Source organism: Pseudanabaena yagii GIHE-NHR1 (assembly GCF_012863495.1).
GTDB classification, from domain to species: Bacteria; Cyanobacteriota; Cyanobacteriia; order Pseudanabaenales; family Pseudanabaenaceae; genus Pseudanabaena; species Pseudanabaena yagii.
Window position 1 is genome coordinate 240999 of sequence record NZ_JAAVJL010000003.1, and the last position, 24866, is coordinate 265864.

Genomic DNA, 24866 nt, shown 5'->3' on the forward strand with positions numbered 1-24866 from the left:
TTTTGGTAGGGACAATCCCCCGTGCCAGCCCCGCTATTTCAACATCACAGGCATTCCTTCCACGTAACATCAGTTATAAACAAGTCAGAATTTCAGTTTCTTCTAATTAACACAAAGTTTTGTGAGTTGTTTATCTATAAATTTTACTAAAATAATAAAATTTATAGATAAATCTTGAAACATATAAATTTATAATCCAAAGAATTTATATACATAGCTAATGTTAAGTTGAAAGAATTCTTGAGACTGTCCAATTATGGGGCTAGCACGGGGGCACAGCCCTCAAATTATCTACGTTGTTTTAAGGGCAACCATGTATGGATTGCCCTGCTTGGTTAGTAGCAAGAGGTAAACATCTGCGCTCCACTTAACATCACTACATAGGTTAAAATTTTCGCTGTTTAATATTTAATACTCAGGAAAAATCCATAATACTTGTAATTGATCTCATTTTATATATTTTTTATTGCTTGCTTAATAAATTCAACCATAATCATCAAGTCTTAATATGCTGCCCAGAACATCCTATAGAATACGAGCCTATGCGATCGCGGTACTATTAGTACCAATCGCAATCATGTTGACGTATCTCTATAGCTACTTTTTACTGCAACACCCCACAGACATTCCAATTTTTGCCGCCTTTTATGTGGCTGTATGCCTGAGCACTTGGTACGGTGGTAGATATGCTGGCTTGACCACAACCGTACTATCGGTAATAGCAATTGACTATTATTTCTTACCTCCTTTTGATAATTGGTCTACATCTATTAAAGATGGATTTCGGTTAGGAGTTTATGCGGGTATAATGCTACTTTTGAACTGGTTGATAACAAAACTAGTTGATTCTCGTAACCAAATCAAAAAAATTAGTCAACAACAACTTCTACAGAGTAAAGATCTACTGCATCAAGCATTGCAAGCCGCCGATATGGGTGTTTGGGAATATGAACTTTCTACCCAAAACATGATTTGGTCATCTGAACATGAAAAATTATTCGGTTTAGAACAAGGCGCATTTGATGGCAGATATGAAACCTTTGAGTCCTTTATTCATACTGACGATCGCCAAATAGTAAAAAAATCTCTTCAATTAGCCACAAATCAACAAGAAATCCTAAATACCAGATTTCGGATTGTTTGGGCAGATGGTAGTTTGCACTGGTTAGAGTATCGCGGCAAGCTTATCTATGATGAAAAAGGACAAAGATTATCCATTAATGGTATAGGGATGAATGTTGACGCTCGCATCCAAGCTAAGGAGGCGTTGCAGAATTTAAATCTAGAATTAGAAGACAAAGTAAAGCAGCGTACATTAGCATTACAGGAAACGGAAGCCAGATATCGCGCTATTGTTGAGGATCAGACAGAACTAATCGTCCGCTATCGTCCTGATAGCACAGTTGTATTTGCCAATGACGCATACTGTCATTACTTCGGTATGAAACAGGAGGAGGTTATTAGTCAAAGTTATGCCCCTGTTGTGTTTGCTGATGATTTGGAATATGTTAATCGACAGGTACAATCGATCAGTGCCACAAATCCAATTGTGATGATTACAAACCGTGTGGTCGTCAATGGTGAAATTCGATGGACACAGTGGAATAACCACCTATTAGTTGATGAGAATGGAAAGGCTGTAGAGCTGCAAGCCGTTGGGCGCGATATTACACCTTGGAAACAAGCAGAAGAGGCTCTCCAAATTAGCGAGGAACGCTTAAAACTTGCTTTAGAAGGATCTGGCGATGGTTTGTGGGATTGGGATATTACTAATAGTAAAGTGTATGTGAGTCCGAGATGGCTAGAAATGTTGGACTATGCCGAGAATGAATTGTCTATAAATTTGAGCAATTGGGCAAATTTAATTCACCCAGATGACAAATCTTGGGTATTAGATTTACTCAACGATCATCTTCAAAATAGCAATGCTCGCTATGCCTACGATTATCGTGTCCAAACTAAGTCAGGGCAATGGAAATGGATTGCCAACTTTGGCAAGGTTGTAGCTCGTGATAAGGATGGTAAACCATTGCGAATGGTGGGGACACATAAAGATATTAGCGATCGCAAAAAAGCTGAGGAACAGTTACAGTTAAGCTCTGAGAGGATCAGCCTTGCTAATGCTGAGCTATCCAGAGCTGCAAGGCTAAAAGATGAATTCCTTGCAGGTATGAGCCATGAACTACGCACCCCTCTCAATGCCATTTTAGGAATGTCAGAAATCTTGCTAGAAGAGCTGCATGGCAGAATCAATAGTAGCCAGAAACAATCTGTCAACCTGATTGAAAGTAGTGGCAAGCACCTATTAAACCTAATCAACGATATTCTTGACCTGTCAAAAATCGAAGCGGGTAGAATGGAACTGGAAATAAATTCTGTCGAAGTTCAGCAACTATGCAAAGATAGTCTGAGTTTCGTCAAAGAAATGGCATTCAAGAAAAATATCCAGATACGTTATGATATTGCTCGCGGCATCGATCATGTAGAACTAGATGAGCGTCGGATAAGGCAGGTATTGATCAACTTGCTGAGTAATGCTGTGAAATTTACGCCCGAAGGTGGCGAGGTGCAACTATCTGTAATCTGTCCCGAACCTGAAAAAATAGAATTTGCGATCTCCGATACTGGTATTGGCATTGCTACCGATCAGATGGACAAGCTGTTTCAGCCCTTTATGCAGATTGATAGCAAGCTCTCTCGTCGCTATTCTGGAACGGGATTAGGTCTATCCCTAGTGCGAAGGATTGTCGAGCTACATGGCGGTAGTGTCACCCTAGAAAGTGAAGTAGGACAAGGCCTAAGTACAGGACAAAAATTTAATGGAGTTAAAGAAGGCTTGAGAATTGAGATGTAAGTCAAAGATGATGTGACGAAGGAAATCAAAACCAAGGCGAAAAATGCTTTTAGGAAGACGACCGTGTTTTTTAGGCTTGAGGGGATTTAGTTGAGCCAACCAAAGCCCAGAAGAAAAAGCCCAACATAAAGCCAGAGTAAGCAAAGCAATTAGTTTGGAAAGACGTTCAGGATCTTGAAGATGAGTGGACTCCAAACAAAAGCCACGGGTTTTAAAGCACCCGAATAAAGTCTCAATAGCCAACGCTTAGCATAGTCAGCAATAGCCGTATCAGGGTCATGAGTCGTCGCGACAATTAATAAATCGCCATCATCAAGACGCATAGCGGCTATACGAAGCCAATGGTTCCAAACCTTTCTGGGCTTGGACAATACTTTGGACTGACCAACTTGGAGGTCTTGAAAACAAATGTCGGCACGCAGTTTTTTCTGCCCGTCATTGAGCAAAGTATTTTTACGAATGCGGATACGAAAACGGTTACATGGTTCACACAACAAGTAATCTAACCAATCCTCACCGACAAACTCTCGGTCTGCACTCAAAAAGTCGATTTTGCGGTCTCCAAATATTTCCAGAAATCGATTACACAATTCACAGCGCTCACGGGTGTTTGAGTTACCTTTTTTGTCCAGCATCATCCATACCAACGGGAATGCAATACCGTAATGCACTATTCCCAATGTCAGCACATTAAACACGGTTTTACCGAATTCCCAATCGGTGCGGTCGATAGAAATTACCCAAGGTTCGGGGATTTGCATGACTTTGACGACCATGAGTGCGATCTTTTCATAGTCCACTTCAAAGTCTCGAAAAAATCTCTGTAACCTCTTATAGTGTGATTCGACTTTGGCATAACCACTAAATCCTGTGGCAATTTCAGCTAGGTTTACTGTCTTTACTCGCATTAGCGCGATCAAGAACATGGACACAAAGGCTAGTCTTGCTCTATTCCATTGCAGATGTTGCTGCAACTTTTCTCGGAATAGGTTAATCTCTTTCATAGGGGTTTTATTTACGATGTGGTTATCTTTTATAAAACCCCTCCCTGCCTACTTTTGCAACTTTTTGTCCTGTACTAAGGGACAAGGCAGTAGATTTACCGTGATCATTCCTTGCCAAGTTAGTTCTCTATCTCAGGTTGATTTTATCGCATCACCAGTGATGCATCCGCCATCGATTCAACGCGCACTCATTATCGAAGATTCGGAATCTGCTGCCAATCAAATTTCTCGATATTTGCAAGAACTAGGTGCGACTACAGTAATACATCCTTGGGGGCAAGGAGTGATTAATGCTGTACTCGAAACTAAACCTGACTTGATTATTCTTGATATTTTACTGCCAGATCTACCGGGGTGGGATGTATTGATTGAGCTAAAAAGCAATCCGCTTACCAAAGATATTCCAGTAGTGATTATTTCTATCGTTGACGATCGCCCCAAAGGATTTGCCCTCGGAGCCGCCGATTATCTAGTTAAGCCAATTAACCGCATACAGTTACAGCAATCTCTAAATGGCATTATGGGGATTGTCGAAAAAGTCCAAACAACTGCACTCGTGATTGCTAACCATCAAAAGATAAAAGCCCCATTGATCGTACTTGCCGAAGATAACGAAGCTATTATTATCACGATGCTTAGCTATTTAGAGGCTTATGGACTCAGGATGGCGATCGCTCGTAATGGTTTAGAAGCAGTTCACTTGATCAAGCAATGTCCACCAGAACTAGTGCTAATGGATATTCAAATGCCTGAAATGGATGGATTAGAAGCCATTCGCCAAATTCGCGCCGACAGTAGTTTTGCGAATCTTCCCATTATTGCTTTGACAGCCTTGGCAATGCCCGATGATCGTGAGCGTTGCTTCAACGCAGGAGCTAATGAATATCTAACTAAACCTGTAAGATTAAAACAAGTCAGACAACTGATTCAACAATATCTACCGTATTGGCAGTTACCGTAAGTTATTAGCTTACTTACTTAGGACATAAAACCCAAAACACAAGTAGCGGCGCTTCGCGCCGCTACTTGTGTTTTGGGTAAATTATGGACTAATTGAAGTATATGTATCTGGACATCGATATCCTTCATCCTGTTTTTGAGCCTGAGACGGAGGATTTCGGGTGGCAAGATTGCTTTCACACATCAATAGTTTCGTGACCTTCTGATTTTGGCTATCATTAGCGATCGCATAGACAATGCCCGTATAAGCTTTGAGTCCATCCTTAACAGGAATAGCAGTATTTTGGACTAGTAATCCTGAAGCTGTATCCAATACCGTAGCTTGGTAATTATAGAATTCCGAGTTAAGTTTTAATCCTGATGCTAATAGATTAATATCCGTTGAGAATTGTCCCTTCTCTTGAAATATTTGTTGCTGCGATCGCATGATGACGCGAATATAAGACTTACTCTCAGCTTCCCGAATCAATGCCGATGAAGCAGCTAAATCAGGCGATCGCAGAATTTTGATATCACTTGCAATACTTGTATTGTCTGAGACTTTAGTTAACTGTTGGGGTTGAGCATCTAAAGTAGTGGGACGGGGTTGATCAGGAACTGTATTCGCAATTTTTAGCTGTCCATCATTACCGATTTCGTAGATCGTTTGCGTAGTGAGATCGCCAAAAGTGAGATCGAGTTGTTGGGGATTGGTACTAGAGTTGACTTTAAACTTACCTGCGATCGCAGTCTTTCCTGATGGCAAATCATTGCTCAAAATATAGACATTTCCCTCAATTCCATTTTGAGAATCAAAAATCGCTATCCCATTCTTGACTCCATCATGATTTTTAAATTCCCAAGTTCCTGCTAGTTTTTGACTGTTTGCATCTTTAGGGCGATCGCCTGAATTACAGGCAACTAATAAACTAAGCGTGAGGCAAGGCATGGCGATCGCTTGGCAGACTCTCACGAAAACAGGTTTGATATTTGAGCGGGAATTTGGCTGTCGCATATAAGCCTTAATAAATATATTTAATAATTACGATGAGAATCGAAGCGATCGCGGAAAAGGAGAGAATCAATTCAAACTTTTGAAAATGCTTACCCTTAATTGGTTTCAGGTAACTGGATGGAAATAGTGACTCATCTTCCTCATCAAATACCTTCGTCTCGTATAGCCCCAAGGCTTTTTCGACGCGGACAGAAATACCCATTGTTTTGATATAGCCTCGCCGAATATCAATCAAGATCAGCAAGTTGCCAATCCAAAACATCAAGATAATACATACAAAGAGCATTGTTTCAGGCAGAGATAGCTTAGCTACTCGTTGCACAATCCAGCCAATAAACACGGTAAACAGAGTGATGGCAGTACTCACAATACTAAAAACCCGCGATCGCATTTCCCTTAGGCTTTCTTGGGTAGTACCACGTACTGCTAACAAAATTTGCCTTTTATCATCACTCATAGTCAAGTTCTAAGTAGAAGTAGCGATCAAATTTAGGATTGGTAATGTTTGCTCTGCCAGTCCTAAACTCTATCCTGAGGAAATAACCGTAGCTCCGAAGTAGGAGAATTGAGAAATAGATCTGCTCGTTTGAGAACTGATGACGATATTTTAATTTGCTTTAGAGTCACTAATCCTTCAGCAACAAATGATTGACAGAGCGCGGCATTATTTCCTTTATTAAAACTAGTTTCATAATAAACTTCGCGAATACCTGCTGATACGACCAACTTTAGACAGGAAATGCAGGGTTCCAAAGTTACATAAATACTTGCGCCATCGGTGGAAATACCATGTTTTGCAGCTTGGGCGATCGCATTAGCTTCTGCATGAACTGCTCTTGAGGGGAACTCCTTACTCGCATCACAGGTACTAACATTGGGATAGCAATAGCCTTGGGTGGTGCAATGTACTGAGCCTGATGGTGAGCCGTTATAACCTGTAGCTAATACTTGCTTGTCCTTAACAATTACCGCGCCCACAGGAAAGGCTAAGCAGGTAGAGCGCATGGCAGCAAGTTTAGTCAGCAGCATGAAATATTCGTCCCATGTTGGGCGTTGTTGGTATGCAGCATTATCGAGCAATTCAGGCATGGGTCAGCAAGTTTATAAAGTGTCAGGATGCGGTTTTAGTTATAGCGCTTTTCCAGCAATTGAGGTAGATTTTTTGACCCGCCGAAGGCGGATCAAAAAATCCCAAATTCATTGGGCGAGCAAACGCTATAGCTAATTATGGAGTTTTCTTTCTAATTTCTGGCTCGCTTGGGACATGGAAAAACAGAATACCCAATAGATGAGGGCAACAAACAGATAAACTTCAGCATAGCGCCCGATAAACTCTGGCTGTGATAGAACAGTACGGGCAATGCCCATCAGATCGACCAGTCCCACGATCGCTACTAGCGATGTATCTTTAAACAGACCAATAAATTGTCCCACAATTGCAGGGATTGAAGCTTTGAGCGCTTGCGGCAAGACGATCAAAGCAATAGTTAGAGGAATATTTAATCCTAAGGCTCTAGCGGCTTCGGCTTGACCTTTAGGAATCGACTGCAAACCGCCACGGACATTTTCGGCAAGATAGGCGGCACTGAATAACACAAAAGCTGCGATCGCTCTCAATACGCGATCGATTTCTAAGCCTGCGGGTAAAAATAAGGGCAGCATCACCTGCGCCATAAAGAGAATGCCAATCAAGGGAAGCCCGCGCACTAGCTCAATGTAGCAGGTGCAAAATAATTTGATGATCGGTAAAGTGCTTTGTCTTCCTAAAGCTAATAAAACTCCTAGAGGGAAAGAGAAGGTAATCCCAGAGATGGCTACGATCAAGGTCAATACGAGTCCATTCCAGACATTCACATCAACGGCTGTTAATCCGAAATTACCACCAACTAGCCATAGGGAAATTGGGAAAGAGAGAAACCATGCGATCGCCAAAGCTAACGAACTTATTTCAAATCTCTTACATTGCTGCCCAATGATGAACCCAACTGCGATCGCGCCACTAATGCCTAACGTTAACCCTTTGAAAAGCGGTTCGACAGGTAGCAAAATCGCAAGGGCGATGGATAAAGCCCCGATCACGATCGCCACAGAGCGACTAAATCTCCCCCATAGTCCCCATGAGATGCCTGCTAAGCTTCCTGCGATCGCTAAAACACCCCATAATCGCCAAAATTCGGTGACAGGGTATAGACCCACCAAAAATAGACGCAAATTACTGCTGACAACCTCCCATTGAGCCTTAGTTGTCGCCCAAATCCAGAGATTACTCACTGAAAGGTATAAAAACCAAATACAAATAATTGTGAGTAGGGTATTAAACCAACTGCTAAAGAGATTTTTCTTTGCCCATTGCCAAGCAGTTTGCGATATTTGCGGTGGCATTGTCACGGGAATTTGCGTCATAAACAGACACCTAGAAGATAGCTATTATTGCTGATAGCTCTTGCGAGCTATCAGCAATAATATAGCAGCCCTAAATCATTTGTAGATTTTTGGGTTTATGGAAGCGCAACCCCGAAGGGTTGCGCTTCCATAAACCATTAACTTGTTTAAGCATAATCCTGTAGGGCAGTTACAGAAATAGCTCCAGATTGGAGCGAGCGAATGGCAGCGATCGCCGCTTTTGCCCCTGCAAGGGTGGTAATCACAGGGATTTTATAAGCTAGAGCTGTCCGCCGAATCATCTTACCGTCGGTTTTTGCCTCCTCGCCACTTGGTGAATTAACGATCAATTGAATTTGACCATTTTTCATCGAGTCGCCAATGTGGGGACGACCTTCATGGACTTTGAGAACCTGTTTGGATTCGATATTGTTGCGACGGAGGATTTTATAGGTTCCTTCGGTTGCCACAATTTTAAACCCAAGCTCAACAAAGGCTTCAGCAACGGCAGGAATGCCGCTTTTATCGCGATCGTTGACTGAGAGAAATACAGTTCCCTCTAGTGGCAAATGTGTTCCTGCGGCAATTTGCGCTTTCGCAAAGGCTCGACCAAACTCAGTGTCGATACCCATAACTTCGCCCGTCGATCGCATTTCAGGTCCCAAAATCGTATCGGTTCCTGCAAACTTGGCAAAGGGTAGCACCGCTTCCTTAATCGAGATATGCTTCGGAATTACCTCTTCTGTTAAACCCAACTCGGCGAGAGTTGCGCCAGACATAATCCGCGAAGCATAGTTCACGAGGGGAACGTTAATTGCTTTGCTAACATAGGGAACGGTGCGTGAAGCGCGAGGATTAGCTTCAAGAATAAAGACTTTGCTTGCCTTGGGATTGCTATTATTCAACTGCACTGCATATTGAATATTCATCAAGCCAATTACGTTTAGAGCTTTAGCGAGGCTAATTGTCCATTCACGGATCGTCTTGAGAACCTCGGGCGGTAAAGAGAATGTGGGGATGGAACAAGCGGAGTCACCTGAGTGAATTCCTGCCTCCTCAATATGTTCCATGATGCCGCCGATGGTGACATTACCTAATTGATCGGCGATCGCATCCACATCCACCTCAACTGCACCTTCAAGGAATTGATCAATCAGTACAGGATGTTCAGGCTCGATGATAATGGCGCGACGCATATAGTCTTCGAGTTCAGCATCGGAGTAAACGACCTCCATGCCGCGACCACCCAAAACATAGCTAGGACGAACGACGACGGGATAACTGACACGCTGGGCGACAGCGATCGCTTCCTCTTCGGAACGGGCTAAGCCATTATTAGGCTGTAGGATGCCCAACTTTTGACAGATTGCCTCGAAGCGTTCCCGATCTTCGGCAGTATCAATGGAATCGGGAGAAGTTCCCCAAATCTTAGTTGTGGAATTATTCTCTTCCAAATAGCGTAGAAGCGGCACTGACAGCTTCAGAGGCGTTTGTCCACCAAACTGAATGATCACACCTTCAGGATTTTCAGCTTCGATTATGTTCAGCACATCTTCACGAGTTAATGGCTCGAAATAGAGGCGATCGCTAGTGTCGTAATCGGTGGAAACAGTTTCAGGGTTAGAGTTAACCATGATTGTTTCAAAGCCTGCGGCACGTAACGCATAGCTGGCATGACAGCAGCAATAGTCAAATTCAATCCCCTGTCCAATGCGATTAGGTCCCCCACCGAGAATCATTACCTTGCGCTTAGTCGAAGGCATGATTTCCGATTCTTCTTCGTAGGTGGAGTAGTGGTAGGGAGTGAGCGCTTCAAACTCGGCGGCGCAGGTATCAACGGTTTTGTAAGAAGGAATTACGCCAAGGGATTTGCGATAGGAGCGCACTGCATCTTCATTTGTACCTGTGAGATAGGCGATTTGGCGATCGCTGAATCCTAGTCGTTTAGTTTCCAGCATCTCATCCTTGAGAATACTTTCGAGCTTCCGACCCTTGATCGAGAGTTCCACGTCAGTAATCTCACGCATTTTTTGGAGGAACCAAGGATCGATATTGGTTAACTCAAAAATGGCTTGAACTGATAGCCCTGACAGGAATCCATCACGAATTGAGAAAATGCGATCGGGGTTAGGAGTCCGCAGACTATATTTGATTTTGTCGAGATCGGGCAGAGTCTCTTCGCGATCGCCCCCAAAACCAAAGCGACCAACTTCTAGCGATCGCAATGCCTTTTGGAATGACTCTTGGAAGGTACGACCAATTGCCATCGCTTCACCGACGGACTTCATTTGGGTGGTGAGAACTGGCTCAGAACCGGGAAATTTCTCGAAGGCAAAGCGAGGAATCTTGGTAACGACATAATCAATAGTTGGCTCGAAACTGGCGGGGGTTTTCTTGGTGATGTCGTTAGAGATTTCATCAAGGGTGTAGCCTACGGCAAGTTTCGCGGCAAATTTAGCGATCGGGAATCCTGTCGCTTTGGAGGCAAGGGCGGAACTGCGGGAGACGCGGGGATTCATCTCGATGACCACCACTTCGCCATTTTCAGGATTGATCGAGAACTGAATATTCGATCCGCCAGTTTCTACGCCGATTTCACGAATGATTTTAATTGCATAGTCCCGCAAACGCTGATATTCTTTGTCCGTCAAGGTTTGAGCAGGTGCAACCGTAATCGAGTCGCCCGTATGGATACCCATCGGGTCAATATTTTCGATACTGCAAATGATCACCACGTTATCGGCGAGATCGCGCATCACCTCTAGCTCGTACTCTTTCCAGCCAATTAGCGATCGCTCGATCAAGATTTGCGACACAGGACTCGCTTCGAGACCAGAGGCACAAATTTCTTCAAACTCCTCTTGGTTGTAAGCGATCCCGCCGCCTGTACCGCCCATTGTGAAGGCAGGACGAATGATCAAGGGATAAGTACCAATTTCTTGGGCGATCGCACGGGATTCTTCCATAGTCGTCCCCAAGCCAGATGGACACATGGCAACGCCGATCCGTTCCATCGCCTCTTTAAACAGTTTGCGATCCTCTGCCATCTCGATCGCGTCTAGTTTTGCGCCAATTAGTTCAACGCCATACTTTTCTAAAACACCATTCTTCGCAAGGGCTACGGCAGTATTTAGCGCTGTCTGTCCACCCATCGTTGGAAGTAGTGCATCAGGTCTTTCTTTTTCAATAATTTGAGCGACAACTTCGGGGGTAATTGGCTCAATGTAGGTGCGATCGGCTGTGGCGGGATCGGTCATGATCGTAGCGGGATTGGAGTTAACTAGGATCACGTAATAGCCCTCGTCCCGTAGAACCTTACAGGCTTGGGTTCCCGAATAGTCAAATTCGCAGGCTTGCCCGATCACGATCGGACCAGCGCCAATCAGCAAAATTTTCTGAATGTCATTACGGCGGGGCATATAATCTTGTATTTCTTAGGTAACTCGCAATACATTTTATAGCCTCATGGCGATCATTCATGATGTAGCGCATGATGCTAATTGGTGCGCTACTGAACAGGTGAAGGAATTTTGGGAGGATTTTAAATTGGTTGTTATGTCTAGTCTAATGATCCACTCAGATAAAAAAATCAGAATAATGACGGCAAACTTAAGTAACCATCTCGCTGTTGAATTAATTATCGATACTGTTTGATCAAGTTGATCAAGGTTGGAGTATAGATGAAACTCTTCGCAATTATCTAGATATTATGTTTGTAGATATTCAAGCTAGATATTCAAGCTTTTTTGCTTATAAAAAGTAGCCTATTCTAAATGAGCAATAATGCAACTAAACTTTGTACCTGAAATTATGCTAGGTCATTACAGTGACTGCTAAATTTTATAATCTGACTTAATTAAATCGAGTAAAATTTTCCATGCCTCGAAATTTATCGACAATAACAACGAAATTTTTAGCTTCAGGAGTAGGAGTAAATGCTATATGTCGCGCTCTTTCTCCCATATCAAACTATTCCCGATGTGAAAGCTCTGCATTTGTAAGGCGTGCACTAACTCATGCTATTCACAAGGACGTTATCGGGGTTGAGATATCTCCATATGCAGAATTTATTCCTACAAAGACAACTCTATTGCTTGGAGAAGGTAGAGGAAGATCACAAGATTATCTTGAAGCTATTGAAACAGAAGAACAAATTAATAAAGCTGCTATAGAAACCTCAGCACAACTGAAAAAATCTCGCTATTTTTTTGAGCAAGCTAATGTAGTTACAGAGGAAATCAAACCAATTCTCTATTACTACGGATCAATGTATTTTCTTGACTTTATCTGCTTAAACATTGTTCGTCGTCGGTTAATCGGTAGTCGAGGACATGGTCTATCTATAACTAACGATTCAGAAGGTTGGGACTTTAATAAAAATTGGGCAAGAAATAAATGTAGAGTCCAAATTGGATCGGCAGGTGATTTTCCATTCTATGTTGATGCTCTCACAGTATCAGGCTGGACAACATTGTTTAGCCAATTTAGATTTCACCATGAAGCGATGGATGATCCATATATTTTGCTGGACAACCCAAAACCTTTGTTTACAGAGAAAGTTTCACTAGATAAACTATGTAACTTTAATAAGGATAAGTATTTAGATGATTATCCTGATGTCAAAGAATGGCTAATTGGCACTAACGAAGGAATGGTCTGGAAACTCACAGAATTATTGATGGATGTAATAGTAGTTTACATTGCATCTTCGCTTGCTCGCTACTATACTCCAGCATGGATTGGAATTATTGAAGCAAATAAGTCAGACATCTATAATGACGTTCGTGCTGCTTATCAGAATGTATCTGAAGGTCTTCCTTTGTTTTTTGCAGATGAACATCCATTTGACTATAGCTACGGAACTAGAATTCCTCCATACTAATATACAGTTCGTGAATTTTTTGACACTAGGAATACCAGCCTAAAAATTCCTGTCTAAACGACAGAGGCTGTCTAGGAGGTTGTCTAGTGAGTATTCAATTTTATCTGTAGTACATGATGGTCAACATTAGTCTGATTTTCAGAGGTTCGATTTTCTACAATATTGCACACAATTTCTGGTCAGTGAGAATGCTAGATAAAGTAACCTTTTCAATCCCATAGAGTTTTGATTTTAGATGACTCCCTCAACATCTCATCTCTTGTAATCAGTGTTGTTTGATAATAACTAGCCGTTGCTGCAATAACGCGATCATGAATATCCCACTCTTTCGGTAAGGAAAGCATTGCTTGAAAAACAGGAAAATCAAAAGCCACTACCAGCAATTCTCATTATGAAAAATTAACTACTGTTGGGAGGGAGATCTAACTCCAAACCTTGAATCATAAAAGTCAAAAGATGATCTGAGATCTTGCACCAATCTAAAAAAAGGTTGCAAAAAAAGTAGAGATGTGAAAAAAAGGGCGTAGTAGAAAATTCAATAACGATTATGGAAAGCATCGTTAAGTACGCCCAAGGGCTAGTGTATAGCCTAATTTGTCTGATGCCAAGTGTGTATCAAAAAGCAAGTCTGAATGCAATATTGGGACTATTCCTCGAAGCACAAGGGCATCCATATCCAGAACATACACAGATAAAATCAGCCAGTTCGTTAAGTCGATTTCTCAATCACTATAACTGGTCAACGAAAGGGTTGATTCGAGAAACAAGGCAGGCAGTTTTGGGACAAATCGCCAAGTATCGTCCATCGAAACAAGTGCCATTAAAGATACTGATAGACTTGACCACCCTAGAAAAAAGCGGCAAGTTTTTACATTTGAGTAATCCCCCTAAAGACGAACCTGACCCATGGGTGAGAATACTCAACGGCAAGCGAGGACTACATTTGGTTGTACTGTATCTGGTCTATGGAGAGTGGCGCGTACCGTGGAGTTTTAGAGTATGGCGAGGTAAAGGATACCCCAGTCCCTCTGACTTAGCCTGTAAATTATTGGGGACAGTCCCGAAGCAACTAACCCAAAACAGAACTGTGATTGTCCTTGCTGATACTGAGTTTAGTACCATCAAGTTTTTCAACTCTGTCCGAGTCAAGTCTTGGCGCATTGTTGTCGGTGTACGCAACAATCGTAAACTTCAAGATGGACGTACTGTCAAACAACTTTATCGCCATGGCAAACGTGGACAACAAGAGATGCTCGAAGGGCTAACTACGCCTTTGAGCATCTCTTGGTTCTGGCTCAAAAGAGCCGATAATAAACGTGAGTTACGCTTTGTTGTCTCTTCTCATCCTTATTCTGGTGCTTATCTGGTTATATTGGGGCGTAAGCGTTGGGCAATTGAGGGTTTCTTCAAAACCATCAAACATCGTTTTGGTTTGCATTGTTTTGGACAATCGACAAAACTTGGTGTTTACCGTTGGCTTATCCTCTCTCTCCTTGCTTATCTTTTGGCTCATTGGATTGATCAATGGTCGAGTCCTCCTATCTTGGATTGGAAAGCTACATCTGATTTAACTCTTTCAGTTTTATTCCCTTCTGTCCTTTGGTTGAAGCTTCTCCGATACATCCGAATTAATGCCGATATTGCTGCTCGTCATGGCTTTGAAATTGTTCTTAAACCTATTCCCATTTAGAATATTCAGGAATGGTGCAAGATCTGAGTGATCCCAACTATCAAAAACAAGATATCGAGTCAAGGCGCGTAAATCGTTAAAAAAGGTTTTGCGGGTTGGCAAATGAGAGCGCAATAACTGGTACTTGTCATCGACCAATTCCAATAACGTGTGAAATAGTAGGGACAAAATATTGAGGGTGGCTAGGAATGAAGCAAGATGCTCCTTGCCATGTCCAAAGTTGTGTTCTAGGTTGTAGCCCTTAGTTTTGAGAGTATTGTTATTCTCATTTTCCACTTTCCAACGAGTACGACCAGCCAGCACGATTTCCACCACTGTTTGCTCAGTAATCAGGTGATTGGTGGCAAAAGAGTTTTTGTAAACTACCTTGCCATCAGGTCTAGTCACAGTTAGTTCACACCAGTTAACCAGCAAAGCATCGTCACCATCTTTGATAGGTAGCCCATTGACATATTGGTAGGTATAGGTCTCTTGAACTTTCCCTGTCCACTTATTGACAACCACCGTTGGCAAAGCAATCCCTTCTATATGCTCATAGATAGTGGGGTGAGATTCGGGGCGGCAGACTAAGATGAAGTTGAACTGTTGCTCTAATAGCATTTGGCAGAGGGGTTGGCGAGAATAAAGGTCATCACCCAAAACAGTTACCTTGAATGCACTGTACTTACTGCCATGTTGTAACAACCATCTTTTGGCGGCTGTATTCTCACAGTCTTGCTTGTCATTTCCATCCTGCGGCACAATAAATTCTGGTACTAGGGGAATCACTTGCGATTGATGTGGACTGACGATAACTGGCGTAACTACGCTATGAAAATAATGAATTTCTCCTGATTTCATTTTCCTACTCGAACAATGGTGACAGTGTATTTGTTTTGAACTAAAGTACTCTGTCCCATCTAGCGCCATTAATAGATTGTTGGCGAATCCTCGAAATCCTTGCAGTTTCCCCTTTTGCTCTATCGTCTCCAAGATTGTCTCGAACACTGGAAACATTTCTTTAGGTTGCACTGGGTCTAGCAAGTCTCGGATATGGTTATCCGTTGGTATTTTATGCACCCCAAATAAACTTTGGGCGTTGCTTCGCCCTTTTGTCTGCTCCATTGTCCGCTGGTAAGACAAGAATGATGGACTTTGAGTGAAAAATACACTGAATGCACTCATGGCTGCATCTTCCATGCCATAGCGACTATTTTTGCCTGTCCGCTTGTCTGGCAATGATTCTAGTTGTTGTCGGAAAATTTCTACAATTCTGTCGAATGAGCCTTGTGCTTTCAAAGCTCTTCCCCTAAATCAATCATCATGTTATTTACAATATCCCTATATCAACGGTTTGACTAGCCTTCGTTCATAATGAGAATTGCTGAGCCACTACCGTAAATCCATCCCCTCGATTAATTTGTTGTAAAATCTCCTCAACCGAGACTTTTACTTTCCCCTTTTCAGTAATATGCGTAAGTTCAGCCAAAACTAAAGTTGGAATTAGAATTTGAACCTCACCCTCTTGCGCCTGATTAAGAATCTGCTCAGCCAAAGGTGATAATCGTTTATCTGCGGCAATAAACCAAGCTAGAGCATGAGTGTCAACCAAATAAGTATCCATCTAATTTTTAATCATTCCAATTAGTAACATCCTTAAAAACAGCTTTTTTAGCATCAGCAAAATCATCATCAGTTATCTCCAAATCTTTCCATAAGCCCTTAATATTCGTTGGTTTACGAGGATTTCGTAACAATTGATGTCTAACAATCTTTTTTAAACTTTCAAGCTCTTCTTGAAGAGACTGAATGCGAAGTAAAACATATTGACTCATAGCAATTACCTCTTTAATAACTTGATTTTACACTCAATCTCTCAGGTAATTATCAATCGCATAGCCAAAGAATCTAAATAATAGCTAGTAAATCCTATATATTTCATGTTTTGATTTACTTGATGCGTTTTAAGAAACTTCTGGCATAATACTAGGGATTTTTTTGAGGCGTGGGATGTCCGAACTAAGAGACTATCAAAAACGGGTCATCGACGAGATTTATGAAACTTGGCGCATGGGCAAACGGGCTATCTTGCTAGCCATGCCCACAGGCTCAGGCAAAACCCGCACTTTTAGCGAACTCGCCAAACATTTTTACGATCGCCATCAGCGTGTTCTCCTATTAGTTCATCGTGAAGAACTCCTCTGGCAAGCAAAAAATACTTTAGAAAAAACTTTGCGATCGCCCGTTGGCATCATCAAAGCCGATCAGCCCATGCACCTAGCACATCCTGTGCAATGTGCCTCCGTACAAACCTTGGTGAAACGCCTTGCAAAGCAAGAAATAGATCTAGGTGAAATTTCTCTTGTGATTGTTGATGAAGCGCACCTTTCCCTTGCCCCAAGCTATTTAAAAATTTTGAGTTACTTTACCGAAGCCTTAATTTTGGGCGTTACGGCTACACCTTCGCGACTGGATGGTAGAGGATTTGATCGCCTTTACGAAGCATTGGTCGTTGGCCCCTCCGTATCCGAATTGATTTGGCGCGGATTTCTCGCTGATTATGATGTGCTTGCACCTGAAAGCTTTTTACCTACAGAAGAAGGGATTCGGATTGCAGGGGGTGATTTTAATTCAGCGGACTTAGCAGAGCGCATTGATCGTCGCTATGTAGCTGGTTGTGCTGTCGATGCATATTTGCGTCACGCCCACTCAAAGCGCTGTGTCGTATTTGCGATCAATTTAGACCATTCCAAAGCGATCGCCGAACGCTACCGAACCGCAGGCATTGCCGCCGAACATATCGATGGTGAAACTATCCCCAAAGAGCGTCAAGCGATCCTCGAACGCTTTCGCTCTGGCGAAACTAACGTACTCTGTAATGTCAATTTGTTCACTGAAGGCTTTGATGTTCCCGAAATCGAAGTAATCCAGCTTTGTCGCCCCACTAAGTCCGTGGCTCTGCATTTGCAAATGCTCGGTCGCGGCTTACGTCCCAAGGGTGGACGCAAAGCACTAGTTATCGATCACGCAGGTAACTGTTTACGTTTAGGTGGAGCCAAGGCAGAACGGAATTGGACATTGCAGGGTTTAGTAGAAGAAGTTCCTGAGCTAGAACCAGTTGTAGAAGTCTTCACAGAAGAACCTATTACCGTTATTGCAAAACCACAAATTGATTTACCCAATTTCCCTAAGCGTCGTGTCGAAATTTATGAAACCGATGCCGATTTCTACAACATCCCCACTCATACTGAACTCGAAACTCATCTAGCTCAACAAACCTATCGTCAACCTACTCAATCAAGACCTATTGCAAATAGACTGTCGCGATCGCCATTAGACTCGCCTCAGCCCCAGCCACGTCCAGCCGCTCCAAACCGCAAGGTTGCCACCCGTCCATCTCGAAAGGTATCTTCAACAGGTCGATCAAACCGACCAAACCGCCAATTATCGCCTCTGCAAAAAGTCAGTAAAGCAGCGATCGAGCTAGCGGAAATGCTCGAAAATATTCTGGTTTGGGTGTGGCGATCGTGGTTTCCACCTAAGCGTCAAAAGATCGATGTATCTCGTAAATACAAACGTCAGTAACCTTAAAAGTGTGGGTCGCTCGCGTAGCGGGCGACCCACACTCTAGTTTCGGTTTTTAATTATGTTGAACTACTTAGTAGAAGTTTGTCATGTTTTGCATAGCCTAATCGAGCTTAAGATCGTGCTAATCTAGCTACTTAGATTTGATTTGTAGAGCGCTATGACTGGATTTGTTGGATTACACGTTCATACCGAGTACAGCCTGCTTGATGGGGCAAGCCAAATTCCTGATCTAGTTAGCCGTGCGGTGGAATTGGGGATGCCTGCGATCGCCTTGACCGATCATGGTGTGATGTATGGGGCGATCGAACTCATCAAAACCTGCAAATCTAAGGGAATTAAGCCAATTATTGGCAATGAAATGTATGTCCTCAATGGGGATATTACTAAGCAATATAAGAAAGGAGACAAAGACGGCAAAAAATATCACCAATGCGTTCTCGCTAAAGATACACAGGGCTATCGTAATCTCGTCAAATTAACTTCTATTTCCCATTTACAAGGCTTTCAAGGGAAAGGAATCTTTGCGCGTCCCTGCATCAGCAAAGATTATCTTCTGCAATACAAAGAAGGTTTGATACTTACTTCGGGATGTTTAGCAGGAGAAGTCCCACAGGCAATTATGAAAGGTGATCCCGAAGAAGCGCGACGGGTGGCAGCTTGGTATAAGGAGCATTTTGGCGATGATTATTATTTAGAAATTCAAGATCATGGCTATCCTGAAGATCGGATTGTGAATGTGGAGATTTTCAAGATTGCAAGGGAATTAGATATTCGCGTAATTGCGACTAATGATTCTCACTTCACCTCCTGTTCCGATGTGGAAGCCCATGATGCGTTGCTCTGTATCCAAACAGGAAAGCTGATTTCCGATGAGAAGCGCCTTCGCTATAGCGGTATGGAATATCTCAAGTCCTATGATGAGATGAAGCAGCTATTTCGCGATCACTTGGAAGATGAGTTAATTGAGGAAGCTCTCGCGAATACTCTCCATGCCGCCAATAAGGTCAAGCCCTACGACCTCATGCGCGATCCCCGTGCCGCAGACTATCCGATTCCTGAAGGACATACTGCCGACACCTATTTTGAAGAGGTCACATGGCAAGGCTTGCTCCAAAGATTTAATGTCAAAACCCATGCTGAAATTCCCCAAAACTATCAAGAGCGTCTACGCTTTGAATTGGGAATTATCATGCAAATGGGCTTTGCGACTTACTTCCTTGTGGTGTGGGACTATATCAAATATGCTAGAGATAAACAGATTCCTGTAGGTCCGGGGCGTGGTAGTGCGGCGGGTTCTCTCGTTGCATATTCCTTAGGAATTACGAATATTGACCCGATCCATCATGGACTTCTCTTTGAGAGATTTCTCAATCCTGAACGGAAGTCGATGCCTGATATTGATACGGACTTCTGTATCGATCACCGTGGCGAATTGATTGATTATGTGACTCAGCGCTATGGACAGGAAAGGGTCGCGCAGATTGTTACCTTTAACCGCTTAACTTCTAAAGCTGTGCTTAAGGATGTTGGACGAGTGCTAGATGTGTCCTACAGCGAAGCCGACAAGATGGCGAAGATGATTCCTGTGTCGCGTGGCAAACCTGCGAAGTTAAAGGTGATGATTTCGGAGGAGTCGCCAGCACCAGAATTTCGCGATCGCTATAAGCAAGATGCCAAAGTCTTTGAATGGCTAGACATGGCGATGCGGATCGAAGGCGTGAACAAAAGTTCGGGCGTTCATGCGGCAGGGGTGGTGATTTCGCCTTTTCCATTAGATGAAGTTGTACCCTTGCAGCGAAGCAATGAAGGACAGGTAGTCACGCAATACACAATGGAAGATTTGGAATCTTTAGGTCTATTAAAAATGGACTTCTTAGGATTACGGAACTTAACCACGATTGAGCATACGAGTAAGCTAATTCGCGACAATCAAGATCCGCAATTTCATATCGATGCGATCGCCCCTGATATGTCTACGGAGGCAAATCAAAAAACCTATAAGCTCTTAGAAAAAGGCGATCTCGAAGGTGTCTTCCAATTAGAATCGTCAGGCATGAAGCAGATCGTAAAGGATCTCAAACCTTCCAATATTGAAGATATTTCTTCAATTCTAGCGCTCTATCGTCCCGGACCTTTAGATGCAGGGCTAATTCCGAAGTTCATTAATCGTAAGCATGGACGAGAAGCGATCGAGTATCAGCACCATACCCTAGAACCTATACTGAACAACACTTACGGAGTTCTCTGTTACCAAGAGCAGATCATGAAGATGGCTCAGGAATTGGCGGGCTATTCTCTTGGTGCTGCGGACTTATTGCGGCGGGCGATGGGTAAAAAGAAACCTGAAGAAATGGAAAAACAGCGTTCTATTTTCCTTGATGGTTGCGCGAAAAATGGAATTAGAAAAGAAATTTCTAACGATCTCTTTGATCAGATGGTTCTCTTTGCCGAGTATTGTCTTAGCTACGATACTTTAGTGCGAACTGTGGAATATGGCTTAATGCCGATCGGTAAAATCGTGGAGCATCAAATCGAATGTCAGGTTTACAGTATTGATGAGAATGGATTTGTCTATACACAACCCATTGCTCAATGGCACGATCGCGGCAATCAAGAGGTCTTTGAGTATGAGTTAGAAAATGGCGATCGCATTAAAGCTACTAAGGATCATAAATTTATGACCACTGACGGTGAGATGCTAGCGATCGATGAGATTTTTGAGAAAGGATTAGATTTGCTTTGTTACAATAACGATCAAGACTAAATATAGTCAGAGAGGTTGCAAACTGATGACTGTTACCACTACTAGAAAAATCACCTTTGAAGAATATTTGACCTATGATGACGGCACTGACAAGCGTTATGACTTTAATGATGGAGAACTAATTGAAGTGACTCCAGCAACGGTTTTACATAACGATGTGATGATGTTCTTGGCGTTTTTTTTGCAGTCATTGGTTCAGCAATATCAATTACCTTACTGTGTACGTGTTAACAGCACTGAAATATTTAATGGTAAACGCACACGCCGACCTGATGTATTGGTGATGACTCTAGAGCAGAAACGAGGATTAGGTAATCAGCCTGATATGTTGTATGAGCCTTGCCTATTGGTAATTGAGATTGTTAGTCCAACTTGTCGTACTGTGGATACTGTAGAAAAGCGCGAAGAATATGCTCAATTTGGTATTCCTGAATATTGGATTGTCGATTTTCTCTTAGGTACTTTTTCTGTACTTAGTTTAGTAAATGGAACTTATATTGAGAAGGTTTACCGAGAGAATGACCAAGTTATTTCTAATATTTTTCCTAAGCTAAGTTTGTCCATGAATCAGGTTATGGCAGACAGATGATCGCATTAGAGCTACATGGGTTAGATTTGAAGATCGCTAAGACTTTTTAGAGTTGCGCGATCGCATAAATAACCAGATGCTCTCTAATGCCATCAAATTCAGGATCTTTTTTGGCTCGATTTTTTGTTTCTTCAGGTTGTTGATTGATTGCTAGAGCAAGATATTTGAGAGACTCATCAATGTTGCGCTGTAAGGCATAGCAGCAAGACATTCCATATAAAGCATCAACATCATAAGGATTTTGTTGTAATACTTGTTCGCATTCTCTAACTGCTTCCTGATATCTGCCCATCCAAGCAAACAAGACTCCTCGATTGATTTGAAACTGTATTTCATTGGGGTCTAGATACATAGCATGATTGAAATGTTCAAGGGCTTGGTCATATTTTCCAAGTCTAGTTAAAGCAATTCCTCTCTTAGACCAAGCTTGAGCAAAGTTAGGATTTAGCTCAATTGCTTTATCATGATCAGCGATAGCTTCTTCATACCTTTGTAGATTTTCTTTTGCATCACCTCGAAACGACCAAGCTTCAGCATAGTTAGGATTTAGCTCAATTGCTTTGTCATAATCAGCGATAGCTTCTTCATACCTTTGTAGATTTTCTTTCATCCCACCTTGAAACGACCAAGCTTCAGCATAGTTGGGATTTATCTGAATCGCTTTGTCATAATCAGAGATCGATTCTTCATACCTTTGTAGATTTCCCTTTGCTGTACCTCGATTAACCCACCCTTTGACATGGTTAGGATTTAGCTCAATTACTTTGTCAAAATCAGCAATCGCTTCTTTATGCCTTTTTAGATTACCTTTTGCAATACCTCGATTAAACCAAGCTTTAACATAGTTGGGATTTAGCTCAATTGCTTTATCAAAATCGGTGATTGCTTCTTCATATTGCTCTAAAGAATTAAACAAATTGCCAACTTCTAGAAAAAGTTGACTGCGATAAATTGCTTCAATTTTTGGTTCAAAGAGATTAACTTGTGCTTCTGCTTGTTTGGCAATGTCAAATACTCTAGTTCGATGAGCGCGTAAACACTTGCAAATCAAGGCAATAAATTTTGAGAGTCCATCAGGCAAAGCATCAACCTTTTCTAAGGATTTCTTGATCGCATTTTCAATTCTTTCTAATAAAGCTTTTGGCAAACTAACTTCATCAATTTCAACCTCAGTGTGTGGTGGGGAATTGACTAACAACCAGCCTACAGGCAATAACAGTTTTACGCTCTCCAAAAACTTTTTGTTCTCCTGCGGTAGGAGATGATTGTCATCAAATTCTGCATCCGAAGCAAGCGCCGCAAATGCAGGTGTGTCCATAACTTCAAATTGGTTGAAATAACGTGAAGCAAAAAAATGTTTTAGGAAATAAACTTGCCAACCATCGCGCCGCAAATTAAAAAATGCGTGATACATCGCCTCGGCAGTATATGCACACCAAACAGAACTCTCGTACTTTTCCCCATCCCAAAGCTCAGGTGGTACTTCTTGGTCAGCCAGATCCTCAAAATATTGCTGTAAGTGCGCGTGAATTTCTTTACGCTCATTAGGCTCTAAAGAAAAGTGAATGATATCCCGTGCCACATCACCTAAACGATAGCGCCCATTGCTTCCTGTAAATTCCACAAAGTCGCGATCTTTTAGCCAATCAAAACAATTAAGATTAGGATCGACACCCTTCGCAAAGTCTAGCCCCTGCCAATTAGCTAAACTCGTGATCGCTGATCGATCAAACCATCGACAACAAGACGCATACTTGATCAGTTTTTGCTGGATTTCGGTTAGCTTCCCCAGTAAGCGCTTTTCAATCGCCTCATCACTATCAATGGCAATACCCTGCTCCTTTTGTTGCGCGATGAGATGCAAATGGAAAGGCAAACCATTAGTTCTTTTATAAAATTTATCAATCTCCCGCCTATCCGTAATCCCAATTTTTTCTAGGTAGTTCTTGACCTTATCCTTCTCAAACTCCCTCAACGGCAATTCCTGCACCAATCGCTCCCCAGTGATCAAATCACTCCAGCCTTCTTTTTTTAGTAGTTGATATCGCCCCGCCGTCACTACCCTAAGCTGGCTATTCTTAAGAGATTTATTTTTGAGAAATATCTGTCTGAGCCAAGTATCAAAATCGACCGATGCCTTTTCATACAGCAAATTCCGATCAAACCCGCCACAGGAAGAGTAATCTAGAAGCATCACGAAATAGAAATAAAATATGGCAGCATATTCGCGCTTATTTACGGGAAAAGATATTAAGTGCATGGCAAAACAAAGAAAATACGCAGAGAGATTTGGCAAAACGATTTAAAGTAAGTTTATCTTTTGTGCGAGATTTATTGCGTCGGTATCGAGAAACAGATGAAATCGCAGCAAAACCGCAAGGAGGAGATCGACGATCCAAAATTAAAGGCAAGAATGAAGAATTAGTGAAAGCAATTGTTAGAGAACAAAATGATATATATCTGCGAGAGATAAAAGAAAAACTCCAAGAAACCAAAGAAATTAAGGTGAGTGTATCGAGTTTAAGTCGTACTCTCAAGCGATTGGATTTAGGGCGTAAAAAAAAACTTTAGTAGCCAGTGAACAAGCCACAGAGAGAGTCCAAAAATTGCGCTATGAGTTTCGGAGTTGGCTCGATACAATAGATGTAAAAAACCTTGTATTCATTGATGAGACAGGACTAAATCTGGCGATGACAAGGTTCTATGGCAGATGTGAAGGGGGAGCAAGAGTATATGACGACCGTCCAAGCAACAAAGGTAAGAACATTACTTTAATTGGCGCAATGAGTGATACTGGGTTGATAGCAGCAATGACTTTTGTAGGGAGTTTAAACACTGCAAGCTTCTTAGTTTTTATTGAAAAAATATTATTGCCTCAATTATGGGTTGGAGCAATTGTTGCTATGGACAATTTGCCAGTACATTACGCAGAAATTGCGAAAATCTTAATTGAATCTGTTGGGGCTAAGGTCAAGTTTCTCCCTCCTTATTCTCCAGACTTATCACCGATTGAGTTATGTTGGTCAAAGTTAAAGGAAATTATTCGTTCAGCTAAAGCTCGTACAATCGAGGCTCTTGATGCGGCAATTACTTCGTCTATTCAGACTATTACTGATGAAGATGCTCTTAATTGGTTCCATCATTGTGGCATCTGCTTTGAGCCTTTTAGGTAGCTTCTTT

General features: G+C 42.2%; 16 protein-coding genes and 3 pseudogenes. 9 read left to right on the forward strand and 10 right to left on the reverse strand.

Annotated elements, in window-relative coordinates; translation table 11 throughout:
* Positions 1-508: 508 nt before the first annotated feature.
* Positions 509-2854: a PAS domain-containing protein gene (locus HC246_RS21325; protein ID WP_169365448.1), complete on the forward strand. Its 2346-nt coding sequence runs from the start codon at positions 509-511 to the stop codon at positions 2852-2854.
* On the opposite strand, the pseudogene HC246_RS21330 reads toward HC246_RS21325, so the two are convergent.
* Positions 2798-3858 (reverse strand): annotated as a pseudogene (locus tag HC246_RS21330) (IS4 family transposase). The gene HC246_RS21325 and the pseudogene HC246_RS21330 overlap by 57 nt on opposite strands.
* A 64-nt stretch (positions 3859-3922) precedes the next feature.
* On the opposite strand from HC246_RS21330, the gene HC246_RS21335 reads away from it, so the two are divergent.
* On the forward strand, positions 3923-4819 hold the full coding sequence (locus tag HC246_RS21335) for a response regulator (protein WP_169365449.1): 897 nt from the start codon (positions 3923-3925) through the stop codon (positions 4817-4819).
* A gap of 81 nt (positions 4820-4900) precedes the next feature.
* On the opposite strand, the gene HC246_RS21340 is transcribed toward HC246_RS21335, so the two are convergent.
* From HC246_RS21340 to carB, 5 genes are all read right to left on the reverse strand, one after another.
* Positions 4901-5812: a type IV pilin-like G/H family protein gene (locus HC246_RS21340; RefSeq protein ID WP_169365450.1), complete on the reverse strand. Its 912-nt coding sequence runs from the start codon at positions 5810-5812 to the stop codon at positions 4901-4903.
* A 7-nt stretch (positions 5813-5819) separates the two neighbouring features.
* A complete protein-coding gene (locus HC246_RS21345) occupies positions 5820-6269 on the reverse strand; it encodes a hypothetical protein (RefSeq protein WP_169365451.1) in 450 nt (149 codons plus the stop codon).
* 62 nt (positions 6270-6331) lie between these two features.
* Positions 6332-6901, reverse strand: a complete 570-nt coding sequence (locus HC246_RS21350) for a deoxycytidylate deaminase (protein WP_169365452.1) — start codon at positions 6899-6901, stop codon at positions 6332-6334.
* 132 nt (positions 6902-7033) lie between these two features.
* A complete protein-coding gene (locus HC246_RS21355; protein ID WP_211167896.1) occupies positions 7034-8215 on the reverse strand; it encodes an amino acid ABC transporter permease in 1182 nt (393 codons plus the stop codon).
* 146 nt (positions 8216-8361) lie between these two features.
* Entirely contained in the window at positions 8362-11613 is a 3252-nt protein-coding gene (carB, locus tag HC246_RS21360) for a carbamoyl-phosphate synthase large subunit (protein ID WP_169365453.1), read from the reverse strand.
* Positions 11614-12071: 458 nt separating this feature from the next.
* Between carB and HC246_RS21365 the strand changes: the two genes are divergently transcribed.
* Positions 12072-13076, forward strand: a complete 1005-nt coding sequence (locus HC246_RS21365) for a hypothetical protein (protein ID WP_169365454.1) — start codon at positions 12072-12074, stop codon at positions 13074-13076.
* A gap of 547 nt (positions 13077-13623) precedes the next feature.
* Positions 13624-14766, forward strand: coding sequence for a transposase (locus HC246_RS21370; RefSeq protein WP_225903043.1), 1143 nt, complete (start codon positions 13624-13626; stop codon positions 14764-14766).
* Between the two features lie 54 nt (positions 14767-14820).
* On the opposite strand, the pseudogene HC246_RS21375 reads toward HC246_RS21370, so the two are convergent.
* The 3 genes and pseudogenes from HC246_RS21375 to HC246_RS21385 all read right to left on the reverse strand — a co-directional run.
* Positions 14821-16017, reverse strand: a pseudogene (locus tag HC246_RS21375) (hypothetical protein); the annotation flags it as partial.
* A gap of 97 nt (positions 16018-16114) precedes the next feature.
* A complete protein-coding gene (locus HC246_RS21380) occupies positions 16115-16369 on the reverse strand; it encodes a PIN domain-containing protein (RefSeq protein WP_211167897.1) in 255 nt (84 codons plus the stop codon).
* A gap of 7 nt (positions 16370-16376) precedes the next feature.
* Positions 16377-16580, reverse strand: a complete 204-nt coding sequence (locus tag HC246_RS21385) for a hypothetical protein (protein WP_169365455.1) — start codon at positions 16578-16580, stop codon at positions 16377-16379.
* Between the two features lie 175 nt (positions 16581-16755).
* Here HC246_RS21385 and HC246_RS21390 point away from each other — a divergent pair, with 175 nt between their 5' ends.
* The 3 genes from HC246_RS21390 to HC246_RS21400 all read left to right on the forward strand — a co-directional run bounded on the left by HC246_RS21390 (position 16756) and on the right by HC246_RS21400 (position 21686).
* Entirely contained in the window at positions 16756-18330 is a 1575-nt protein-coding gene (locus tag HC246_RS21390; protein ID WP_169365456.1) for a DEAD/DEAH box helicase, read from the forward strand.
* Between the two features lie 160 nt (positions 18331-18490).
* On the forward strand, positions 18491-21097 hold the full coding sequence (locus tag HC246_RS21395; RefSeq protein ID WP_169365457.1) for a DNA polymerase III subunit alpha: 2607 nt from the start codon (positions 18491-18493) through the stop codon (positions 21095-21097).
* Positions 21098-21122: 25 nt separating this feature from the next.
* A complete protein-coding gene (locus HC246_RS21400; RefSeq protein WP_169365458.1) occupies positions 21123-21686 on the forward strand; it encodes a Uma2 family endonuclease in 564 nt (187 codons plus the stop codon).
* Between the two features lie 46 nt (positions 21687-21732).
* Here the strand turns inward: HC246_RS21400 and HC246_RS21405 are convergent, their stop codons facing one another.
* Positions 21733-23838 (reverse strand): tetratricopeptide repeat protein, encoded by a 2106-nt coding sequence (locus HC246_RS21405; RefSeq protein ID WP_169365459.1) that lies wholly within the window; start codon positions 23836-23838, stop codon positions 21733-21735.
* Between HC246_RS21405 and HC246_RS21410 the strand changes: the two genes are divergently transcribed.
* Both HC246_RS21410 and HC246_RS21415 read left to right on the forward strand, forming a co-directional pair.
* Positions 23820-24257 carry a helix-turn-helix domain-containing protein gene (locus HC246_RS21410; protein ID WP_211167898.1) on the forward strand — a complete coding sequence of 146 codons (438 nt, stop codon included), beginning with the start codon at positions 23820-23822 and terminating at the stop codon, positions 24255-24257. The two genes, HC246_RS21405 and HC246_RS21410, sit on opposite strands and share 19 nt — an antisense overlap.
* 20 nt (positions 24258-24277) lie before the next feature.
* A pseudogene (locus HC246_RS21415) lies at positions 24278-24859 on the forward strand (IS630 family transposase); the annotation flags it as partial.
* Positions 24860-24866 lie beyond the last annotated feature (7 nt).